This window comes from Actinomadura rifamycini DSM 43936, from assembly GCF_000425065.1.
Lineage (GTDB): Bacteria > Actinomycetota > Actinomycetes > Streptosporangiales > Streptosporangiaceae > Spirillospora > Spirillospora rifamycini.
This window is the reverse complement of record NZ_AULB01000067.1, coordinates 1-3,276: the sequence shown is the minus strand read 5'-3', so window position 1 is coordinate 3,276 and position 3,276 is coordinate 1. Positions and strand designations below refer to the sequence as shown.

The window sequence follows — 3,276 nt, the reverse complement described above, 5'->3', positions numbered from 1 at the left end:
AGGAGCGAACGCCCGGAACCGAGCGCGGCCTCGAACAACTCCATCCCCTCGGCCTGCGACATCAACTGCAGACCGCCACGCCTGCTCATCCGGGACCGGGCGAGATCGTCGGTGCCCGCAGCCATCCCGGACGTCTGGTCCCACAGCCCCCACGCCAGCGACAGACCCGGCAGGCCCTCGGCCCGACGGCACGCCATCAACCCGTCCAGGTAGGCGTTGGCAGCCGCGTAGCTGCCGCTGCCCGCGCCCATGAACACGCCCGACACCGAGGAGTAGACGACGAACGCGGCCAGATCCATGCCCCGGGTCAACTCGTCCAGGTGCCGCACCGCGTCGGCCTTGGGCGCGAACACCCTGGCGAGCCGCTCCGGCGTCAGCGTCCCGATCACGCCCGCGTCGATGACGCCGGCGGTGTGGACGACTCCGGTCAGGGGATGCTCGGCGGGCACGGACCCCAGCAGCTCCGCGACCTGGTCGCGGTCCGCGAGATCGCAGGCGACCACCGACACTTCCGCGCCCTGGTCGGACAGCTCGGCGACCAGGGCGTCCGCACCTTCGGCGTCCGGGCCCCGACGGCTCGCCAGAAGCAGACGGCGGACGCCGTGGCGGGCGACCAGATGCCGGGCGGCCAAACCGCCCAGGGCGCCCGCGCCCGACACCAGCACCGTCCCCTCCGAACCGAACGCCACCGGGACGTCCGCCACCGGCACGGAACCGGCGGCGCGGGCGAGACGCGGGACGAACAGGGCCGTGCCCCGCACCGCGACCTGCGGCTCACCCGATGCGAGCACCGCACCCAGCACCGGCCCGGCGTCACCCGCCGACGCGGGATCGAGATCGAGCAGGACGATCCGGTCGGGGTTCTCGGCTTGTGCGGAGCGGACCAGGCCCCACACCGCCGACGCCGCCGGGTCGGTCACCGCGCCGTCCCCGGCGGGTACCGCACCCCGCGTCAGGACCACCAGCCGCGACTCCTCCAGCGCGGGCGCGGCCAGCCACGCTCGGACGATGGCCAGGACCCGGGAGGTCAGGGCCAGGGGCGCCCGCGTGTCGTCGGCGAACGCCCGGAGGACCGCCGCCGCGGGCGCGTCCTCGGCCAGGGCGGCCACGTCCTCCTCGGTCGCCACCGGCGCCCACGACGGCGCGGACGCCGCCGCCGCGGTCAGCTCCGTCCAGTCGACCTGGAACAGCGAGGTGGCGCCGGCGGCGCCGGCGGCCGCCTCACCCGGCCGCGACACCACCGAGTCCACGGTCAGGACCGGCCCGCCGGTCTCGTCGGCCGCCGCCAGCGACACCGTGCCGGGCCCGCCGGGCGTCAGCCGCACCCGCAGCACCGACGCCCCGGACGCGTGCAGCGCGAACCCGCGCCAGTCGAGCGGCTGCCGCGGCTCGTCGGCGGCGCCGGCCAGCAGCGCCGCCTCCAGCAGCACCGGGTGGAGACCGAACCGGCCCGCGTCCGCGCCCTGCTCCTCGGGCAGGGCGACCTCCGCGAACAGCTCGTCTCCGCGCCGCCACACCGCCCGCACGCACCGCGCCGCTCCTTCGCCGCCGAGGTCGCCGGCCTCCCGCGCGCCGACCGGCGGCCAGACGGCCGCGTCGAACGGCTCCGGCACGGCGGGCGCGGCCGACAGCCGCCCGGTGGCGTGGCGGGTCCAGCCGTCCGCGCCGTCGTCCCCGGCGACGTCCTCGCGCTGCGAGTACACCTCGACGGTGCGCGCACCGTCGTCGTCCGGTCCGCCCAGGACGACCTGGACGCGCACCCCGCCGTGCTCGGGCAGCACGAGCGGAGCCTCGATCTCCAGCTCGTCCAGGACGGTGCACCCGGCCTCGTCCCCGGCGCGCACCGCCAGCTCGACCAGCCCGGTGCTCGGGACGTCCGCGAGCCACGGATGCACCCGCAGCGACAGCCGCGAGGTGAACACCAGCCCGTCCGACTGCGGCAGCGGCACCACCGCGCCCAGCAGCGGATGGTCGGCGCCCGCCAGCCCGAGCGCCGGTGCGTCCTTGCTCCCGGCCGGGTGGAGCCAGTAGGGCCGGTGGTCGAACGCGTACGTCGGCAGGTCCACGTCGCGCGGCGCCTGCGGCAGCAGGCCGCTCCAGTCGACGGCGACGCCCCGGACGAACAGTTCGGCCATCGAGGTGAGCAGGCGCCGCATGCCGCCGTCGTCGCGGCGCAGCGACCCGGTCACCACGGCGTCGGTGTCGGTCCCGTCCACGATCTCGCTGATCGGCTGGACCAGGACGGGATGGGCGCTGACCTCCACGAACACGCCGTGGCCCTGGTCGAGGAGGGCGGAGAGGACGGATCCGAACCGGACCCGGTTGCGCAGGTTCCGGTACCAGTAGTCGCCGTCGACCTCCCCGGCCTCGGAGATCCACTCCCCGGTCACCGTCGACAGCAGCGGGATCGTCGGCGCCTGCGCCTCGATCCCGACCAGCGCTTCGGCGAGCGTGTCCTCGATGTCCTCGACGTGGCTGCTGTGGGAGGCGTAGTCGACGGCGATCCGCCGTCCGCCGAGCGCCGTCACCGCCTCGTCCAGCGCCTCGCGGTCCCCGGCGATCACCACCGAGGAGGGACCGTTGACCGCCGCGATCTCCACGCGGTCCGCCCACGGCTCCAGGCGGGCCGCCACGTCCGCTTCCGGCAGCGCGATCGACGCCATCCCGCCGCGTCCCGACAGCTCGGCGGCGATGGCCCGGCTTCGCAGGGCCACCACCCGCGCGGCGTCCTCCAGAGACAGGGCGCCCGCCACGCACGCGGCCGCGATCTCGCCCTGGGAGTGCCCCACCACGGCGTCGGGCTTTACGCCGACCGACTCCCACAGCGCTGCAAGGCCGATCATGACGGCGAAGCTCGCGGGCTGGAGGACGTCGACCCGGTCGAGGAGATCCGGCTCGGTGTCGCCGCGCAGGACGTCCGTCAGCGACCAGTCCACCCACCGCTCCAGCGCGGCGGCGCACTCGGCGATGCGTTCGGCGAACACCGGGGAGGAATCCAGCAGCTCCCGGCCCATACCGACCCACTGCGTGCCCTGGCCCGGGAAGACCCATGCGAGCTTGCCGAACGCGCCCGCGCTGCCGGTCACGATGCCGGGCGCGCTTTCACCGCGTGTGAGCGCGCCGAGGGCGTCCAGCGCTTCCTCGCGGGAGGCCGCCACCACCACGGCGCGGTCGCCCAGGACCGCACGGTGGGCCAGCAGGGCGCTCGCCACGTGCGGCAGTGACGGCTCGCCGGAGCCCTCCAGGAAGGCCGCCAGCCGTTGGGCTTGTCCGGCC

The 3,276-nt window shown here is 75.7% G+C and carries 1 protein-coding gene; it reads right to left on the bottom strand.

From position 1 onward, the window contains the following. Positions 1-3,276 (bottom strand): SDR family NAD(P)-dependent oxidoreductase (locus H505_RS0133260; RefSeq protein WP_026405394.1); only part of this gene is annotated, 3,276 nt, incomplete at both ends.